Origin of the sequence: Sedimentitalea sp., from assembly GCF_039973035.1 — a bacterium.
Classification (GTDB): domain Bacteria; phylum Pseudomonadota; class Alphaproteobacteria; order Rhodobacterales; family Rhodobacteraceae; genus Sedimentitalea.
The window spans coordinates 1-16,020 of the sequence record NZ_JBDWLR010000036.1; the positions used below are offsets into that span (position 1 = coordinate 1).

13 protein-coding genes are annotated in these 16,020 nt (G+C 58.3%); 4 read left to right on the forward strand and 9 right to left on the reverse strand.

Translation table 11 applies throughout. The features are described from left to right. Nucleotides 1-106 (forward strand): integrase core domain-containing protein (locus tag ABJO75_RS07945; RefSeq protein WP_348129038.1); only part of this gene is annotated, 106 nt, incomplete at its 5' end. A 509-nt stretch (nt 107-615) separates the two neighbouring features. On the opposite strand, the gene modC is transcribed toward ABJO75_RS07945, so the two are convergent. The 4 genes from modC to ABJO75_RS07965 all read right to left on the reverse strand — a co-directional run bounded on the left by modC (nt 616) and on the right by ABJO75_RS07965 (nt 4,126). Continuing rightward, complete coding sequence (gene modC, locus ABJO75_RS07950) at nt 616-1,701, reverse strand: molybdenum ABC transporter ATP-binding protein (protein ID WP_348128945.1); 1,086 nt, start codon at nt 1,699-1,701, stop codon at nt 616-618. Continuing rightward, on the reverse strand, nt 1,698-2,396 hold the full coding sequence (modB, locus tag ABJO75_RS07955; RefSeq protein WP_348128948.1) for a molybdate ABC transporter permease subunit: 699 nt from the start codon (nt 2,394-2,396) through the stop codon (nt 1,698-1,700). The genes modC and modB overlap by 4 nt, the downstream gene beginning before the upstream one ends. Next, nucleotides 2,393-3,115: a molybdate ABC transporter substrate-binding protein gene (gene modA, locus ABJO75_RS07960; protein WP_348129041.1), complete on the reverse strand. Its 723-nt coding sequence runs from the start codon at nt 3,113-3,115 to the stop codon at nt 2,393-2,395. Before modA ends, modB begins: the two co-directional genes overlap by 4 nt. 135 nt (nt 3,116-3,250) lie before the next feature. Next, nucleotides 3,251-4,126: a hypothetical protein gene (locus ABJO75_RS07965; protein WP_348128951.1), complete on the reverse strand. Its 876-nt coding sequence runs from the start codon at nt 4,124-4,126 to the stop codon at nt 3,251-3,253. A 253-nt stretch (nt 4,127-4,379) separates the two neighbouring features. Here ABJO75_RS07965 and ABJO75_RS07970 point away from each other — a divergent pair, with 253 nt between their 5' ends. The 3 genes from ABJO75_RS07970 to ABJO75_RS07980 all read left to right on the forward strand — a co-directional run bounded on the left by ABJO75_RS07970 (nt 4,380) and on the right by ABJO75_RS07980 (nt 9,214). Beyond that, nucleotides 4,380-6,203: an ABC transporter transmembrane domain-containing protein gene (locus ABJO75_RS07970; RefSeq protein WP_348128954.1), complete on the forward strand. Its 1,824-nt coding sequence runs from the start codon at nt 4,380-4,382 to the stop codon at nt 6,201-6,203. Between the two features lie 164 nt (nt 6,204-6,367). Beyond that, on the forward strand, nt 6,368-8,257 hold the full coding sequence (locus ABJO75_RS07975; RefSeq protein WP_348128957.1) for an acyl-CoA synthetase: 1,890 nt from the start codon (nt 6,368-6,370) through the stop codon (nt 8,255-8,257). Between the two features lie 30 nt (nt 8,258-8,287). Further along, complete coding sequence (locus ABJO75_RS07980; RefSeq protein ID WP_348128960.1) at nt 8,288-9,214, forward strand: alpha/beta hydrolase; 927 nt, start codon at nt 8,288-8,290, stop codon at nt 9,212-9,214. A 6-nt stretch (nt 9,215-9,220) separates the two neighbouring features. On the opposite strand, the gene ABJO75_RS07985 is transcribed toward ABJO75_RS07980, so the two are convergent. The 5 genes from ABJO75_RS07985 to ABJO75_RS08005 form a co-directional block, all read right to left on the reverse strand. Beyond that, nucleotides 9,221-10,057 carry an alkaline phosphatase family protein gene (locus ABJO75_RS07985; RefSeq protein ID WP_348128963.1) on the reverse strand — a complete coding sequence of 279 codons (837 nt, stop codon included), beginning with the start codon at nt 10,055-10,057 and terminating at the stop codon, nt 9,221-9,223. 932 nt (nt 10,058-10,989) lie between these two features. Next, a complete protein-coding gene (locus tag ABJO75_RS07990; protein ID WP_348128966.1) occupies nt 10,990-12,627 on the reverse strand; it encodes an ABC transporter ATP-binding protein in 1,638 nt (545 codons plus the stop codon). Continuing rightward, nucleotides 12,627-13,442, reverse strand: coding sequence for an ABC transporter permease (locus ABJO75_RS07995; protein WP_348128969.1), 816 nt, complete (start codon nt 13,440-13,442; stop codon nt 12,627-12,629). Before ABJO75_RS07995 ends, ABJO75_RS07990 begins: the two co-directional genes overlap by 1 nt. Continuing rightward, nucleotides 13,439-14,395 carry an ABC transporter permease gene (locus ABJO75_RS08000; RefSeq protein WP_348128972.1) on the reverse strand — a complete coding sequence of 319 codons (957 nt, stop codon included), beginning with the start codon at nt 14,393-14,395 and terminating at the stop codon, nt 13,439-13,441. The genes ABJO75_RS07995 and ABJO75_RS08000 overlap by 4 nt, the downstream gene beginning before the upstream one ends. A gap of 4 nt (nt 14,396-14,399) precedes the next feature. Beyond that, on the reverse strand, nt 14,400-15,992 hold the full coding sequence (locus ABJO75_RS08005; RefSeq protein ID WP_348128975.1) for an ABC transporter substrate-binding protein: 1,593 nt from the start codon (nt 15,990-15,992) through the stop codon (nt 14,400-14,402). Between the last annotated feature and the right edge of the window lie 28 nt (nt 15,993-16,020).

The window sequence follows — 16,020 nt, forward strand, 5'->3', positions numbered from 1 at the left end:
ATGGAGGAACCATTACAACACCAAACGACCCCATAGTGCTCTGGGCTACCGCCCACCTGCGCCAGAGGCCATCGTTCAGATGGACCAAAGGCCATTCATGCACTAACTCTCAATTTGGACCACTCAAGTGGGGCTGTTCACATCCATGCTGCCCCGCAGGTCGTCGCATGCCGTCATGAGGAGACTTTCTAGCCTTGCAAGAGTGAGTTTAAGCTTCATGATCTATTTCTTTCATTTTCAGCAGCGCACGTTGCCAGACGACTCTCAGGGTGTCAGCTAAACTTAACAGCTACCTTTGTTGGGTGCATCCACAGTCATACAAAACCTAGTGGATATCCACATGCCAGCAGCAGTTTGGCGACTGGTAGGTTAGTGGATATGCCGCCATCTTCCGAGCGACCGACCGAACTGTTGCAGGAACCCGTAATCGGTTGGCCGGAAGCAATGTCCGCTTTCCTGACGCCCAGTGCTACGATGGGGTGGCGGGGCGAACCAGAGGTTTGCAAAGCAATGGGCAGATTGATCACCTTTGTCGATGGTAAGTAACCCACCAAGCCCAACTACAAAATACATTTACAATCTGCATTGTGCGAAAGCGCCGGAGGTGTAGACTGACTATCCTGCGCCGACATCGGTGCGGGCTATTGATACCGATTTGATGACCGCATGGATGCGATCGCCGGGTTTCAATGCCATCGCATCGGCGGATCTGCGGGTGATGCGGGCCAGCAGGCGATCTTCGCCGCATTGCATTTGCACGATGACGCCGGGGCCATCGCCGCCGCGCAATGCGAGTATCTTGGCCGACAGGATATTGAGCGCAGACAGCCCCTTTGGCACGGCGCGGGACAGGATCACGTCATGTGCAAGGATCCGCACGCGAGTCATTGTGCCGGGTGCGGTCTCCATCTCGGGCAGAAACAGCCGACCGCCGGAAACGCTCAACTCGGTCAGCCCGTCGTCGTGATGTCTGGCGACTGTCGCTGGCAACACGGCACCTGCTTCGCGCACACCAAGCTGGCGCACCATTTCTGGGTCGGAGAGTACGTGTTCGGCTGGACCGGATCGCGCCACACTGCCTCCTTCGAGTACGACGACCGTGGTTGCGAGGCGAGCGACCTCGGCGACCGAGTGGCTGACATAAAGGATTGGAATATCGGTGTGATCGCGCAGTCGTTCGAGAAACGGAAGGATCTCGGCTTTGCGCGCTGAATCCAGCGCAGCCAATGGTTCGTCCATCAAAAGTATCCGGGGACGTGATAACAGGGCCCGCCCGATTGCGACACGCTGCTTTTCGCCGCCTGACAAGCCGCCGGGGCGCCGCTCTAGTAAGTCAGATATGCCGAGCAGCTCGCTGACCTCTGCCAAGGTTGCACGGGGGCTCGTGCGGGCGAAGCGGGCGCCGTATGTCAGGTTTTGGCGCACGGACAGATGTGGGAACAGGCGTCCGTCCTGAAACACATAGCCCACGCGGCGTTTGTGCGTGGGTACAGACAGGCCCGAACGCGTGTCCAGAACGGGCGTTCTGTCAATTTCAATGGTTCCATGGTCGGGCGTCAGAAGACCTGAAACCGCGTTGATGACGGTCGTCTTGCCAGTGCCTGACCTGCCAAAAAGCGCGGTAACGCCACCCGGTGCGCTGAACGAGATTTGCAAGTCAAGCGCGCCGAGGCGATGACGGATGTCCACCGACAGGCTCATGCGCCGGCAACCCGCTGTGTCGCGCGCCGCGCGAGCCATTCTGATACCAATAGCGCGCCCATCGCAACTATGATTGATACGACGACGAGGCGTAGTGCCGGTCCTTCGCCACCGGGCACTTGCAGGAACGCATATATCGCAGAGGGCAGGGTTTGAGTTTGGCCGGGGATATTGGAGACAAAGGTGATGGTTGCACCGAATTCGCCCATCGCCTTGGCAAATGCCAATACCGATCCTGCGATCAGTCCGGGGAGGATCAGTGGTAGCGTTACCGTGGCAAACACCCACAGGCGTGATGCGCCGAGTGTCGCTGCAGCCTGTTCAAGTTTTGGATCCACCGCCTCTATGGCCAACCGCAGAGAGCGCACCATTAAGGGAAATGCCATGATCGCGGCGGCAAGCACGGCCCCGGTCCAGCGAAAGGCCAGGACGATGCCAAAGCTGTCATAAAGCCAACTGCCGATCGCACCCTGCCGGCCGAAGGTCAGCAAAAGAAGATAGCCTGTGACCACGGGCGGCAGGATCAGCGGCAAATGCACAAGCACGTTCAGCAAGTGTTTGCCGCGGAACTGCCAACGGGCCAAGGCGTAGGCAATGAACACACCTAAAGGCAGGCTCAGCAGAGTGGCAAAAAGCGAGACGCGCAAGGACAAGGCGAGGGCCTGCCATTCCGCCGGGCCGAGCCAATCGGTCACGCGCCATCCTCCGGCAATCCAAATCCGTGATTTCGGAATACCTCTGCTGCTTCCGAAGTGCTGAGATAATCCAGAAACACCTGTGCCGGGGCAAGGCTGGCGCCAGTAACTAGCGCTGCCGGGTATCGGATCGGCGGATGCGAAGTTGCAGGGAATGTGCCGACGATTCGGACCTCGGGGCTTGCGGCTGCGTCGGTTGCATAGACGATGCCGTAGGGCGCTTCGCCCAGAGCCACCAGCATCAGCGCGGCGCGCACATTGTCGGTTTGCGCGACGCTGGGGGCGACCTGCTCCCAGATACCGAGGGATCGCAGGGCGGCCGCGCCGTAGATGCCCGCAGGTACTGCCTCGACGAGCGCCATTGCCAGATGGTCCTGCCCCAACGCCCCCGCGAGATCAAAGCCGGGTTCAATGGAGAGATCACCGTTTACATCAGGCCCCGCGATCAGGACCAGCTGGTTGGTCAAGAGCGTTCGGCGACTTGCTGTGACGATCAGTCCTTCCTGCTCAAGAACATCCATCCATGCGGTATTGGCCGAGATAAAGAGATCGGCCGGCGCGCCGTGTTGGATCTGGCGTGCCAAGGTCGAACTGCCGCCATAGGAGATTTGCACCGGTCCCGCATAGGCCGTGCCAAGTTCGTCGAGTGCCGATTTCAGGCTGGCTGCGGCAAAGACGGTTACAGGTGTGTCTGCGCGGGTCCCAAGCGGGGTCATCATTGCCGCGAGGGACAAGGACAGGAACAATCGCCGGGGCCAATGTTGCAGCATGGTTGATCGTCTCCGTTGCGACGCTTGGTTCAGATATCTCAAGGGCGCAGGGCGCGATGCAAGTAGATTAGCATTTGCAAACGGTCAGGGGTCAAGCAGCGTGACCCCCGGAATATTGCGGATCCGTGCGAGATCTTCGTCGTAGAGTTCGGTCATTTCCTCCACCAAGTCTTCGGTCCATCCGGACAGGTCGAGTTCTTCTTCCACCTGCTCGGGAATGGCAAAGTTCTCCAGGAATGCCGCGATCACGCCGCGTTTTTGTTGCTCGTTCAGCCGTGGATACTTGTGCAGATAGGCGCGGAACCGCTGCATGCCCTCGCGTGTGATCAGATCACTTAACAGATCAAATCCGCCAACGATCTTTTCGTAAGGCTGCAGACCGGCCATTTGCCGAATTATATGAGCCCAGAGCAGGGGGGTATCCTCGTTGCACCAGACCGTCATTTCCATATCGGGCGCCGCCGCGCGGATCCGACGCAGACAATCGGACCAGCGTAGCTTTTGTGGTTCTGCGCCTCCGAGGGCATCGGCAAGCAGTTCCGGTGTCGCGTCGCCCAAAACCGCCGGCAGAAACGTCGCCGGATTGCGTAGCCCCATGAACAGGCTCAGCTGATCGCCGGGAAACAGCTTTTGCAGATGGGTTACGCGTTCTGGTGCCGCCGGGTAGAACTGTCCGTCCTGAACGGCAAAGCGCCGGGATCCGAGGAAATACGCATTGGACAGGATCATCCGGTCGGCATGGTCGTCATCAAGGATGGCATCCATCAGTACTTCGCGTGCATCGGGTGCAGGCTGCGTCGTGGACATGGCCCGAAACGATTGCCCCAACAGCTCACGATATTTTCCGGGGCCGGGGGCCGCAATGCCGCGTTGCGAAAAGGTCTGATTGTTGCGCAAGAGGCATTTCAGAATACGATCACCATCGGTGCAGTGTGCGCCTGTATGAAAGATGACCCGCATGCCTGCCTAAACGCTCTTTCTTTCGAACCGTAGAAAAATTCAGGTACCCTGTTGTCGGGGGGGCGTCAAATGTCATTGCCCCATCCCGCCGTCCAGTAGTCCGCACTATTGCCTGTTTCAACGTCCTATTTATGTCGAAGTTCGCCACCGGGCACGGATCGAACGCTTGACCCCGCCTGCTTGCGCGGCCATGAAACGGGGCCAAGAAAATACTGCCCGTCAGGTGGTATGCTGAATGACCAAAGGAGGCGAGATGGCCCGCCGACCCCAGACCAGCCAATCCGCGCCAGCAGTGGCCCCCGGTGCCACTGAAGAGCGCGAACGCTCAAAGGCGATTGGCGGCCTCCAGGCCTTGTGGCCTTTCATGTCTCCGTATCGGGGTTTGATTGTCGCGTCGATCATGGCGCTGGTTCTGACTGCCTGTGTGTCGCTGACCCTGCCATTGGCCGTGCGCCGTGTGGTTGATAACTTTCGCGCACAGGATGGGGCCATTCTGGATCAGTACTTTATGGCCGCTTTGGCGATCGCCGGTTTGCTCGCGATCGGCACCGGCCTACGCTATGCGCTGGTTACACGCCTTGGGGAACGGGTGGTTGCGGATATCCGGATGGCGGTTTTTGACCGCGTGATCGGGATGAGCCCACAGTTCTTTGAAAAGATCATGACCGGCGAAGTGCTGAGCCGGATTACAACCGATACCACGCTGATCCAGTCGGTTCTGGGGTCTTCGATCTCGATCGCCTTGCGTAACCTGCTGATTTTTATTGGCGGTTTGATCCTGATGCTGCTGACGTCGGGCAAGCTGACGGGGTTGGTCTTGCTTATCGTGCCGGTGGTCATCGTGCCGATCCTGGTGCTTGGGCGTAAACTGCGGGTCATCAGCCGCGAAAATCAGGATTGGATCGCCGCGAGTTCGGGCAATGCCTCTGAAGCATTGGGTGCGGTGCAAACCGTGCAATCCTATACGCATGAAACAGCGAGCCGCGCACAGTTCGCCGAGATGACAGAGACCTCATACGATGTTTCCCGCCGCCGTATCCGCACACGGGCGCTGATGACCGTGATCGTGATCTTTCTGGTCTTTACCGGTGTGGTCGGCGTTCTGTGGATGGGGGCACTGGATGTCCGCCTTGGCAACATGACCGAAGGCACCCTCATCCAGTTCGTGATCTATTCGGTGATGGTTGCCGGGTCCGTGGCCGCGCTTTCGGAAATCTGGGGCGAACTGCAACGGGCGGCAGGGGCAACGGAGCGTTTGGTGGAGCTGCTTGCAACCATTGATGCTGTGCAGGATCCGGACCAACCCAAAGACTTGCCAGAACCCGTGCATGGGCGGATTGCGTTTGAAAACGTGTCGTTTCGATATCCCGCACGCCCTGAAACGGCTGCGCTCTCGGATGTATCACTGGATATCGCGCCGGGTGAAACCGTTGCCTTTGTCGGGCCATCCGGGGCGGGCAAGACAACAATCATTCAACTGATCCAGCGGTTCTACGATCCTGACAATGGCCGCATCACGCTGGATGGTGTGGCGTTGACGGATCTCGCCCGCGATACTTTTCGCCGGCATATCGCGCTGGTTCCGCAGGACCCGGTGATCTTTGCGACCTCGGCGCGCGAAAATATCCGCTTTGGTCGTCCCGGCGCCACCGATGAAGAGGTTGTGGCCGCCGCGCGCGCCGCCGCAGCGCATGACTTCATCGATGCGCTGCCGCAGGGGTATGACAGCTATGTCGGCGAGCGGGGAGTGATGCTGTCCGGTGGGCAGAAGCAACGGATCGCCATTGCCCGTGCCATACTGCGCGACGCTCCGGTGCTGTTGCTGGACGAAGCGACCAGCGCGCTGGATGCCGAGAGCGAGCGGTTGGTCCAGCAAGCGGTCGATGAGCTGAGCGCGGGGCGCACCACCTTGATCGTGGCGCACAGGTTGGCGACGGTGAAAAAGGCCGACCGGATCGTTGTGCTGGATCAGGGACAGATCGTGGCGACCGGGCCGCATGATCAGCTGGTTGCCGAGGGCGGTCTCTATGCCCGTCTGGCGCGTTTGCAGTTCACCGATGGCAGCGCCGCAGCCTGACCGGCCAGCCCGCAAGTTTCCGCCAACCGTTAAAAAGTTGCGCGACGTCACGTGGTTCTGGGGCCAATCAGCCAATGATGCACCCTTGCGTGGCATCACGTTTCCCCGCATTTTGATTTCCAAATCAAACGCCTGAAATCGGGCGCCCTGGGGAGGAAACTATAATGTCCATTGCAAATCTGGCTGATCGCAACGCGATTGAAGGCAAAATGCCGTGGGCAGAGCGGGACGTTCCCAAGACCCTGTTCCAGATGCTTTCCGGAACAGCAAAGAAGTACCCCGGGAACAATGCGATCAGTTACCAGATTCTGTCAGGCCCGACGGACAAGGTCGAAACGCTGACCTGGTCCGAGTTGTTGCAGAAATCGGTGCAGGCGGCGAACCTCTTCCGCTCGCTAGGTGTCGGCGAAACGGACGCCGTTGCCTTTATCCTTCCCAATTGCAACGAAACGATCCTGACCATTCTGGGCGGGGCCATTGCCGGGATCGTCAATCCGATCAACCCCTTGCTTGAGCCCGAACAGATCGCGTCGATCCTGCGCGAAACCAAGGCCAAGGTGGTCGTGACGCTCAAGCCGTTCCCTAAGACCGACGTTGCGGAAAAGACTGCCGAGGCTGTGCGTCATGCACCCGATGTCGACACGGTGCTTGAGATCGATCTGAACCGGTATCTGACGCCGCCGAAATCCTGGATTGTTCCCTTGATCCGCCCCAAGATGCCGAACAAGGAACATCTCGCGCACGCGGATTACAAGGATTTCAACAAGGAACTGGCCCGGCAGCCCACCAGTCTTGCCTTTGAAGACAGCGCAGAAGACCGTGTGGCGTTCTATTTCCACACCGGCGGAACGACGGGCATGCCCAAGGTGGCACAACACACCTATGGCGGCGTGGTTTATAACGGGTGGGTCGGCGGCGAACTGTTGCTGAACGAAGAAGACAACATCATGTGCCCCTTGCCGCTGTTTCACGTGATGGCCTGTCACGTGATCCTCATGGCAGCGGTCTATTGTGGCAGCCATGTGATCTTTCCAACGCCGCAAGGGTATCGTGGCGAAGGTGTTTTCGACAATTTCTGGAAGCTCAACGAACGCTACAAGACCACATTCATCGTGACAGTGCCAACCGCCATTGCGGCCAGCATGCAGCGGCCCGTGGATGCCGATATCTCGACCGTGAAAAAGGCGTTCTCTGGATCGGCCCCTCTGCCGCTGGAGCTGTTCCGGCGCTTTGAAAAGGCCACTGGCGTGACGATCATCGAAGGCTACGGGCTTACCGAGGCGACCTGTCTGGTGTCCGGAAACCCGGTTGATGGTGAAAAGAAGGTCGGCTCGATCGGCATTCCGTTTCCCTATACCGACGTCAAGATCATCAAAGGGTCTGCCGATGGGCCGGTAGAGGCGGGCGAGGACGAGATTGGTGAAATCTGTATCAGCAACCCCGGTGTCTATACCGGCAAGACCTATACAGAAGTGGCCAAGAACACTGACCTTTATTATCAGGACAAGTATCTCAGAACCGGCGATCTGGGCCGGATAGATGCCGATGGATATCTCTGGATCACCGGGCGTGCCAAGGATTTGATCATTCGCGGTGGCCACAACATTGACCCGGCCGAGATCGAAGAGGCGCTGTTGGGTCATGCGGCGGTGGCGTTTGCCGGCGCAATCGGTCAACCGGACCCGCATTCTGGTGAATTGCCCTGTGCCTTTGTCGAACTGGTCGATGGCGGCTCGGTCACGCCCGAAGAGTTGATGGAATACTGTCAGGTGCATGTGCACGAAAGGGCTGCGCGCCCCAAGCACATCACGATCCTTGATGAATTGCCAAAAACAGCAGTCGGCAAAGTGTTCAAACCCGATCTGCGCAAGAACGCCATCACACGCGTCTACAACGGGGCGTTGGAAGCAGCCGGCAACCCGGCGCGGGTTGAAAATGTCGTTGACGACAAGAAGCGCGGCCTGGTTGCGCAGCTCGAGCGCAACGGAGCAGAAGAAGCGGATGTCGCGAAGGTTCTTGGAGACTTTACACGCCCTTGGGAATGGGCAAGTTGAGTTAACTCAAGAATCTTCCCGGAGGCAGCAATGGACTACGACTCGCTGATTGACGCGCAAACCTGGGAATTCATCCGGCGCACACGCGAAATTTATCCCGATGATGCTACCGGTCGAACAATTGAAGAAGAGCGCACGGCTTATGACGCGATGTGTGCCGAGTTCCGTGCGGCGCGACCAGAGATGATCGAGGCACAAGACGTCTCAGCGAATGGCGTGCCGGTGCGCGTCTATTGCGCTGGCGGTCCGACCCGGACTGTCATGTATTTTCACGGCGGCGGCTTTGTGGTTGGCGGCCTTGATAGCCATGACGATGTTTGCGCAGAAATCTGCGCCCAGACAGGGTATCGCGTGGTGTCGGTGGACTACCGTCTCGCCCCGGAACACAAGCACCCTGCCGCCTTTGACGATGCATATGCGGCGACGTGCTGGGCCGAGACAGAGTTTTCCGCCCCCATCGTCCTTGCGGGAGACAGCGCTGGCGGCAATCTTGCAGCTGCGGTGGCTGGCCATGCGCGCGGTTGCCTAAGTTGTATTTTGGGGCAGGTGTTGATCTATCCTGGGCTTGGCGGGGATGTTGATGCGGGCTCGTATATCACCCATGCCGAAGCACCGCTGCTACAGCGCGCTTATGTGGTCAACAACGCCGGTGTGCGGGCGGCAGATGGCACCGTTCCTAAGGGTGATCCGACCTATGCGCCGCTGGCTGACAGCGACTTTGCGAACCTCCCACCGACCATTGTGTTTTCGGCGGAATGTGACCCGCTTTGTGACGACGGGCAGGTGTATTGCGACCGCATCCTCGCGGCTGGGGGCAAGGCACATTGGATATGCGAACAAGGTCTTGTCCATGGCTATCTGCGCGCGCGGACGACCGTGGCGCGAGCACAGGACAGTTTCGAACGTATCTCTCTTGCTATAGAAGCTCTTGGTCAGGATATCTGGCCCTACGACTGATCCGGTTCAGGTCAGAAACGGCGTTGCCTTCATCGTTTCAGGGATCGGCGCTCCCAAGCGTGACAAGACCGTCGGCGCGATTTGCAATTGATCGATGACCGTGCCTTCGGGCGGCCCATCAGCCGGTCCGAAATAGTAGAGCGCCGACTCCTGCTGGAGCGGATCGTGCCCGCCGTGATGGCCGCGCGCATCTTGTCCATGATCCGCCGTCACGATGACTTCGTACCCGGCGGCACGCCATTTGGGTATGAAGGGCGCGAGCATCTCGTCCATCACGGCACAGGCGTGGTCCATCTGCGAACAATCATGAAAGAAGCGATGCCCCATACTGTCGAGCGTGCAGGTGTGCAAAAGCCCATAGTTCAGCCCAAATCGCAGGCACAGATTGGTGAGGGTGGCGAACAGATCGACGTCAGAGGGGGTCATCTGGTTGTCATGGCCATAACCAGTCATGCTGTGGAAACGTCCGTGGTTGATGGTGTCGCTGTCCGGCTCGTCATACTCGATATCGCGCACGTAATCGAACGGATGGCGGTTAAAGAACTCGGACCAGAATGAATGAGACACGGCTCCGGTTACACCGTTGGCCGCCCGCACCTGACTGAAGATATCGGGGTGGCCCAGGCGGAACACGTTGCCGTTGCCGGTGCAGCCATGCACCTGCGGGCTGACCCCGGTGTGGATAGAAGCATAGCAACTGGCCGAGATCGACGGCAGCACCGCGCGATGCGTCCAGACACGGGCCTCGACGGACTGAACCCAACCTTCGAGATTGCCAAAGAGGCGACGAAAATTGCGATGGGGTACGCCGTCGAGGATGATGAGAAGAAGTTTGTTTTGCATGTGGTTCGCGTCTTCCCTGAATTTGCGCCGCTTCCCGATTTGTGGCAACCAAGGAGCGTGCGCGCAACGGTTAACGCGACCGGCAGCGGCGATTCTCCGAATCCTGCTCTTTGCTCCGTTATTATCCTTGCCATCAGAGCGAATCGAAAGGGTGACATGGGTGCGCAGCCCGTGGACCACCCTCGCACCGGCAAAGTGCGGATACAGCGTACTGGCCGGCGTTGCCGGGGTATACGGTCGGAAACTCACCAAATGGGTTAAAGGGCGAGTTGCTGGGGGGCGCGCCAAGACAAACGCATTGCCGGATGTTTTGGTACGATGCGCAGAGCACACGGCGCGACCGGGCTCGCGACCGACGCCCCCCTCCAAAAAATTCGCCAAGGTGCCGCTGTCTGGAATGTCAGGTATGCGGACTTTTCAGACGTTCGCTGCGGCAGCAAAGCAGTTTAGTAGGTGGACGTCCTTAGTTCATTCACTTGACCCTGACGAAGTCTATAGAGACTCCGCCTTTTGCGCAGGGCGTATGCCAGAGGTGTACTGAATGCGATAAAGAGCACTGCTGAGAAGACGAATTTCCATGCGGAATTGTGTACCACAAGCAAGATGATTGGTGCCGACAAAATCAAGACTAAATAGTAGTACACCAGCATTCGACTGGACCCAATATTGGGCTGTCGATCCGAGGCGTGCAAGTCCATTTCGTTGGTCATAGCTGTTTCTCCTCACTGATATCAAACCGAATAGAGTTGTTAGCTATTTGGATCAGGTATCCATTTAACGTTTGTCCAAAAAATTTCACCCGATGGCAACAGGTCGAACGAGACATCAGGCAACCACGGGCTCAGAGCGGTCAAACGTTCCGTGGATGATCGCGTTCAATAGCGGGATGCGATCATCTTGTGAGGGGCGCGGCGGCCCGGGCGCAGGGGGCGTCAGTTCCCTGCGCTTTCCATCTTGCGATGGGCGATGACCTCTTCCAGCCAACCAAGCTTCATCTCCGGGACCGAGGACAGCAACAGGTCGGTATAATCGTCAAACGGAGGGCTAAGCACATCAGTCTTTGAGCCATACCGCTGGACCTTGCCTTGGTACATCACGGCGATTGAGTCCGCGATGGCGCGGACCGTGGCCAGATCGTGAGTAATGAAGAGATAGGCCACGTCCTCGATTTTTTGCAGGTTAAGCAACAGCTTGAGAATGCCGTCTGCCACCAGCGGGTCGAGTGCCGATGTGACCTCGTCGCAGATGATCATCTTGGGCTTTGCGGCAAGGGCGCGGGCGATGCAGACCCGCTGTTTCTGCCCTCCGGACAGTTCCGCAGGATAACGATCCTGAAACCCGTCACCCAATTCGATTTCGTCCAGCAGTTCCTGAATTCGCTTTTGTTTTTCGCGCCCCTTGAGGCCGAAGTAGAACTCGAGCGGACGACCGATGATGGTGCCGACGGTTTGGCGCGGATTCATCGCGACGTCGGCCATCTGGTAGATCATCTGCAATTCGCGCAGGTCTTCGCGGGTACGGCCTTCGAATGCGGGGCTGAGTGTACGCCCGGCAAATTCGATGACGCCGTCGCGCGGCGGCAGCAGGCCGGTGATCACACGCGCCAAGGTGGATTTGCCCGAGCCGCTTTCGCCGACAATGGCGAGGGTCTGGCCGGGATGCAGATCAACGCTGACGTCATGCAACACATCAAACTGTGTGCCGGGATAACGCGCGGTGATGTTTCTGACGGACAAAACCGGTTCCGGTGTCGGCTCCTTTTCGATGTGCTTGATCGAGCGGACCGAAACCAGCGCTTGGGTGTATTCTTCCTGCGGCTTGTTGATGATCTGATCGGTGGTGCCATATTCCACCATGTCGCCCATACGCAGCACCATGATATGGTCGGCAACCTGTGCCACCACAGCAAGATCGTGGGTAATGTATAGCGCAGCGACGCCTGTATCGCGGATGGCTTCCTTGATCGCGGCCAGCACGTCGATTTGAGTGGTCACGTCAAGCGCCGTCGTGGGTTCGTCAAACACCACAAGATCGGGTTCTGGGCACAATGCCAGTGCGGTCATACAGCGCTGCAACTGCCCGCCTGAAACCTGGTGTGGGTACCTGTTGCCGATGTTCTCGGGATCGGGCAATCCGAGTTTGGTAAAGAGTTCGATGGCACGGGCCTCGGCCTCTTTCTTGTTGAACTTGTTGTGGCGGATCGCGGCCTCGGTCACCTGTTCCATGATCTGCTTGGCCGGGTTGAACGACGCAGCGGCGGACTGGCTGACATAAGTGACCTCGCCGCCCCGCAGGCGTCGCACATCCCGCATGCCGCTCGCGAGGATATCGCGACCGTTGACCCAGACCTCACCACCGGTGATTTCAACGCCACCGCGGCCATAGGCCATGGTTGCGAGGCCGATGGTGGATTTGCCGGCCCCGGATTCTCCGATCAAGCCGAGAACCTCGCCCTTTTGTAGGTCGAAGTCGACGCCGTGGACGATCTCGATTGGATGGGGTTTTTCGTCCGGTGGATAGATGGTCGCCCCGATCTTAAGGCCACGGACTTTGACGAGTGGGTCTGACATTATCCGCGCCCTCCTTTCAGGCTGGTGGTGCGGTTTAGCACCCAGTCGGCTACAAGATTGACCGAGATTGCCAATGTTGCGATGGCAAAGGCAGGGATCAGTGCGGCGGGAATGCCGTAAACGATGCCTTCCTTGTTTTCCTTCACGATGCCACCCCAGTCCGCCTCTGGCGGTTGCACGCCAAGGCCCAGGAACGACAGGGTCGATACGAACAACACCATAAAGATGAAGCGTAGACCCATTTCCGCGACCAGCGGGCTGAGTGCATTGGGAAGGATTTCGCGAAAGATGATCCACGCGGTTTTCTCGCCGCGCAGGCGTGCAGCCTCGACATAGTCCATGACGGTGATGTCAACGGCAACGGCACGGGCAAGGCGATAGACACGGGTCGAGTCAAGCAGACCCATGACCAGGATCAGAACCGGGACCGTGACCGGCATGACCGACAGAACCACAAGCGCAAAGATCAGAGTCGGGATCGACATGATGAGGTCGACAAAGCGCGAAAGGACCTGATCGACCCAACCGCCGGAAACCGCAGCCAGAAAGCCGAGGATTGATCCGGTGATAAAGCTGAGCGCGGTCGCCATCGTCGCGATAAAGATCGTGGTACGCCCGCCATAGATCATCCGGCTGAGCAGATCGCGTCCGATGCTGTCTGTGCCAAGCAGGAACTGGCTTGACGATGGCTCCCACACGTCCCCGACGACCTCGGCCATGCCGTAAGGAGCCAGAAGCGGTGCAAAAATAGCCATCAGGAAATAGAGGCCGGTGAAGAACAGGCCGATGAGGGCCGAGATGGGAATATTCTTCATTTCGGATGCCTCAAACGCGGATTGGACAGGATTGAGACGATATCGGCGAACATGTTGAGCGCGATATAGACGGCCGCAAAAATCAACCCGCAAGCCTGCACAACAGGAACGTCACGCTTGGACACGTGATCGACCAAGTATTGGCCCATGCCGGGATAGACGAACACCACCTCGATCACGACAACCCCGACCACAAGATAGGCGAGGTTGAGCATCACTACGTTCACAATTGGCGCGATTGCGTTGGGAAAGGCGTGTTTGCGGATGACGTCAAGGCCGGACAGCCCCTTGAGTTCGGCAGTCTCGATATAGGCCGACTGCATGACGTTAAGGATTGCGGCGCGGGTCATGCGCATCATATGCGCCAGAACCACCAGCGTCAGCACCATGACGGGCAGGGCGATCGCATTCAGTTTCTGACCCAAAGACATGGTGTCGTTGATCATCGCGACTGAAGGGAACCAACCCAATTTGACCGAGATGAAGTACATCAGCACATAGCCGATCAGAAATTCGGGGATAGAAATCGAAGTGAGGCTTACGGCCGAGATCAGCTTGTCCGGCCAACGGTCCCGATAGCGGACCGAGAGAAGGCCGAGAAAGATGGCCAGCGGCACCGCTATAACAGCGGCCCAGAAGGCAAGGAAAATGGTGTTCTTGAAACGTACGCCAAGGCTTTCAGCGATGTCGCGGCCATTGGTCAGGGCGGTGCCCAGATCGCCGTGCATCACGCCGCCCAGCCAGTCGAAATAGCGGGTGAGCGCGGGATCGTTCATCCCCAGCTCGGCGCGCAGGTTGGCCAGCGCTTCGGGCGTCGCAGCTTGGCCCAGAATGGATTGTGCCACGTCACCAGGCAGGATTGTTGTGCCGGCAAAAATCAGGATCGAGGCAAAAAAGAGGAGGATCAGGCCCAGCGTCAATCGCTGGGCCACAAGTTTCAGGACAGGGTGCATCTGATCAGGCTTCGACCCAGCACTTGATGTTGAACTTGTTGTTCATCATCTCGCCATTTGGATCGGTAACCCAGCCACCGACAGAATTCGATACACCGCTGACAAAGTCGTTGAACATCGGCAGGATTACCCCGCCTTCGTCGCGCAGCATTACACCCATCTTGGAATAGGTTTCCTTGCGTTTGGCTTCGTCCAGTTCGCCACGGGCCGACAGCAACATCGCGTCGAAATCATCGCGTTTCCAGCGCGTGTCGTTCCAGTCTGCGGTCGACAGATAGGCCGTGGAATACATCTGGTCCTGCACCGGTCGGCCACCCCAGTAGGAGGCACAGAACGGTTGCTTGTTCCAGACTTCCGACCAGTAGCCATCATTTGGCTCGCGCTTGATCTCCAGGGGAATGCCGGCAGCTTGTGCCGATTGCTGAAACAGCGACGCGGCATCGACTGCGCCGGGAAAGGCCCCATCGGCTGTGCGCAGGATGATCGGGCTGCCATCATGGCCCGAGGCCTTGTAATGTTCGGCGGCTTTTTCAAGATTGAATTCGCGCTGTTCAATGCTTTCGTCAAACAGCGGATAAGAGGCGTTGATCGGAAAGTCGTTGCCGATGCTGCCATAGCCACGCAGGATTTTGTCGACCATTTCCTCACGGTTGATGGCGTATTTCAGTGCCAGCCGCAGTTCGGCGGCATCAAACGGTGCAGTGTCGACATGCATGATAAAGACATAGTGGCCACGACCAGAGGCGCTCTCAACCGAGAGATTTGGCGCGCGGTCGAGTAGTGCAGCAACCTTGGGATCGACCCGGTTGATCGCATGAACCTGTCCTGATTGCAGGGCGGCCGCACGTGCAGTGGCATCGTTCAGTACCAGCACTTCGCTGAATTCGGCAAAGCCGCGATTGTCGGCGTCCCAGTAATTCGGGTTGCGTTTGAAGCCGTGGCGGACGCCAGGCTCGTCAAATTCGATGGTGTAGGGGCCGGTGCCAATGCCTGCCGCCGGGTCTTCCATGCCACCATCGGGCTGGATCATCAGGTGGTAGTCGGCCATCAAATAGGGCAAATCCGCGTTAGCAGTGCCAAGCTCCACGACAAAATTGTCGCCGTCTACGCTCATACCTTCGATGCCTTTGACGATACCCAACGCGCCGGATTGGCTATCTTCGTTGGAATGGCGCTGCATCGTTTTCAGCACATCCTCGGCGGTCATGGTCTTGCCATTGCTGAATTCTACGCCGGGACGGATTTTGAAGGTCCAGGTCTTTGCATCGGCCGAAGCCTCGACACTTTCTGCCATGCGGAAATCGAGAGAGCCATCCGGGCTTACATCGACCAGCGTTTCACCCCAATGGCGGATGTTGGACAGGGGAACTTCGGATGCGGTCAGCGCCGGATCCTGCGTGTTCGTGCTTTCACCGCCAGAAGAGCCCAGCTTGATCGTGCCGCCCTTTACTGGATCGGCTGCTCTGGCTGCGCCGGTGTAAATCGAGGTCGCGACCACTGCGCTTACGCCGAGCGCGGCGGCCTTGCCCATGAATTCGCGACGGGTCATTTTCCCAGCCGTCACGCGGCTGGCCATGTAATCGAGTTGGTTGTTCATCAGGAGCTCCCGTTTGGTGCCACGCTTG

Excerpts from the sequence above, each read along its gene's own strand:
- ABJO75_RS07965 (WP_348128951.1), bottom strand. The coding sequence starts at position 4,126 with ATGCGGGTCATCTTTCATACAGGCGCACACTGCACCGATGGTGATCGT.
- ABJO75_RS07985 (WP_348128963.1), bottom strand. The coding sequence starts at position 10,057 with ATGCAAAACAAACTTCTTCTCATCATCCTCGACGGCGTACCCCATCGC.
- ABJO75_RS07975 (WP_348128957.1), top strand. The coding sequence starts at position 6,368 with ATGTCCATTGCAAATCTGGCTGATCGCAACGCGATTGAAGGCAAAATG.
- ABJO75_RS08000 (WP_348128972.1), bottom strand. The coding sequence starts at position 14,395 with ATGCACCCTGTCCTGAAACTTGTGGCCCAGCGATTGACGCTGGGCCTG.
- modC (WP_348128945.1), bottom strand. The coding sequence starts at position 1,701 with ATGAGCCTGTCGGTGGACATCCGTCATCGCCTCGGCGCGCTTGACTTG.
- ABJO75_RS07980 (WP_348128960.1), top strand. The coding sequence starts at position 8,288 with ATGGACTACGACTCGCTGATTGACGCGCAAACCTGGGAATTCATCCGG.
- ABJO75_RS07970 (WP_348128954.1), top strand. The coding sequence starts at position 4,380 with ATGGCCCGCCGACCCCAGACCAGCCAATCCGCGCCAGCAGTGGCCCCC.
- modA (WP_348129041.1), bottom strand. The coding sequence starts at position 3,115 with ATGATGACCCCGCTTGGGACCCGCGCAGACACACCTGTAACCGTCTTT.
- ABJO75_RS07995 (WP_348128969.1), bottom strand. The coding sequence starts at position 13,442 with ATGAAGAATATTCCCATCTCGGCCCTCATCGGCCTGTTCTTCACCGGC.
- ABJO75_RS08005 (WP_348128975.1), bottom strand. The coding sequence starts at position 15,992 with ATGAACAACCAACTCGATTACATGGCCAGCCGCGTGACGGCTGGGAAA.
- ABJO75_RS07990 (WP_348128966.1), bottom strand. The coding sequence starts at position 12,627 with ATGTCAGACCCACTCGTCAAAGTCCGTGGCCTTAAGATCGGGGCGACC.